We start from the raw sequence: 2,500 nt of genomic DNA on the forward strand, positions 1-2,500 counted from the left end.
TGATCTGGAACAGCCTTGCTGTTCCTGGATCGGATCAAGCCTATCGGGCCATTAGTACCGGTCAGCTGAATGCATTGCTGCACTTACACCTCCGGCCTATCGACGTGGTGGTCTTCCACGGCCCTCAGGGATACCTTGTTTTGAGGGGGGCTTCCCGCTTAGATGCCTTCAGCGGTTATCCTGTCCGATCATAGCTACCCAGCACTGCCGTTGGCACGACAACTGGTCCACCAGTGGATCGTTCACCCCGGTCCTCTCGTACTAGGGGCAACTCCTCTCAAGTATCCTACACCCACGGCAGATAGGGACCGAACTGTCTCACGACGTTCTAAACCCAGCTCACGTACCTCTTTAAATGGCGAACAGCCATACCCTTGGGACCTGCTCCAGCCCCAGGATGAGATGAGCCGACATCGAGGTGCCAAACACTGCCGTCGATATGGACTCTTGGGCAGTATCAGCCTGTTATCCCCGGCGTACCTTTTATCCGTTGAGCGATGGCCCTCCCACTTGGGACCACCGGATCACTATGGCCGTCTTTCGACTCTGCTCGACTTGTCAGTCTTGCAGTCAGGCTGGCTTCTGCCATTGCACTCAACGAGCGATTTCCGACCGCTCTGAGCCAACCTTCGCGCGCCTCCGTTACGCTTTAGGAGGCGACCGCCCCAGTCAAACTACCCGCCACACAGGGTCCCGGAACCGGATAACGGATCGCGGTTAGACATCAAGCAATGCAAGGGTGGTATCTCAAGGGAGGCTCCACAGAAACTGGCGTTCCTGCTTCGAAGCCTACCACCTATCCTGCACATGCATGGCCTGATGCCAGTGTGAAGCTGTAGTAAAGGTGCACGGGGTCTTTCCGTCTAACCGCGGGAAGCCTGCATCTTGACAGGCAATTCAATTTCGCTGAGTCGATGTTGGAGACAGCGGGGAAGTCGTTACGCCATTCGTGCAGGTCGGAACTTACCCGACAAGGAATTTCGCTACCTTAGGACCGTTATAGTTACGGCCGCCGTTTACCTGGGCTTCAATTCAGAGCTCTCACCCCTCCTTTTAACCTTCAGGCACCGGGCAGGCGTCAGACCCTATACGTCGTCTTGCGACTTCGCAGAGCCCTGTGTTTTTAGTAAACAGTCGCCACCCCCTGGTTTGTGCCCCCAGCCAAAACTTGCGTTGAAACTGGGCCTCCTTCTCGCGAACTTACGGAGGTATTTTGCCGAGTTCCTTCAACATCGTTCTCTCAAGCGCCTTGGTATTCTCTACCAGTCCACCTGTGTCGGTTTAGGGTACGGTCTCAAAGTGGGGCTATTTCCAGGAACCGCTCAGCAGCCCTTCCAATCCGATAAGGAAGAACTACCCCTGCGATCCGTCACCACCACATGGCCCAGGAATATTGACCTGGTTCCCATCGACTACGCCTTTCGGCCTCGCCTTAGGGGCCGGCTTACCCTGCTCAGATTAGCTTTAAGCAGGAACCCTTGGACTTTCGGCGAGAGTGTCTCTCACACTCTTTGTCGCTACTCATGTCATCATTCTCGCTAGTGATCTCTCCACCGGATGCCTTACAGCCCGGCTTCACAGAAAGGACTTGCTCCTCCATTACATCCCGAAGGATGCAGAAGAGGAGTAGTCCTATGTCACACTACGCTCCGCTACCATGCGCTATGCGCATCCTCGGCTTCGGCTCATGGCTTGAGCCCCGTTACATCTTCGCCGCAGGACAACTTAATTAGACCAGTGAGCTGTTACGCTATCTTTAAAGGATGGCTGCTTCTAAGCCAACCTCCTGGTTGTTTTGGTCGTCCCACCTGCTTTCCCACTTAGCCATGAATTGGGGGCCTTAGCCGGAGGTCAGGGTTGTTTCCCTCTCCACTACGGGCGTTAGCACCCGCAGTGTGTCTGCCATCTAGTACTCCCGGGTATTCGGAGTTTGGTTAGGATCAGTAAGCCTGTGGGGCCCATTACCCATCCAGTGCTCTACCCCCCGGGGTATTCGGATGACGCTCTACCTAAATAGATTTCGCGGAGAACCAGCTATCTCCGAGTTTGATTGGCCTTTCACCCCTAGGCACAACTCATCCCGACCTTTTTCAACAGGTGTGGGTTCGGACCTCCAGTTGGTGTTACCCAACCTTCATCCTGGTCATGCCTAGATCACTCGGTTTCGGGTCTGATCCATCTAACTCGACGCCCTATTAAGACTCGCTTTCGCTGCGCCTACACCTAACGGCTTAAGCTTGCTAGATAGACCAAGTCGATGACCCATTATACAAAAGGTACGCCGTCAGCTCTCGAGGAGCCTCCGACTGATTGTAGGCGTTCGGTTTCAGGTACTGTTTCACTCCCCTCGTCGGGGTGCTTTTCACCTTTCCCTCACGGTACTGGTTCGCTATCGGTCAGTAAGGAGTACTTAGCCTTCGGAGGTGGTCCTCCGATCTTCGAACAGGATTTCACGTGTCCCGCCCTACTTAATACGTTCCATCGAGCTTCACATACGGGA

The 2,500-nt window shown here is 54.6% G+C and carries 1 rRNA gene (cut by a window edge); it reads right to left on the reverse strand.

The annotated features are described in order from the left end of the window. Positions 1-30 precede the first annotated feature (30 nt). A 23S ribosomal RNA gene (locus CLG85_RS26700) occupies positions 31-2,500 on the reverse strand (it continues 360 nt past the right edge of the window).

Source organism: Alloyangia mangrovi (assembly GCF_002300555.2).
GTDB lineage: Bacteria > Pseudomonadota > Alphaproteobacteria > Rhodobacterales > Rhodobacteraceae > Salipiger > Salipiger mangrovi.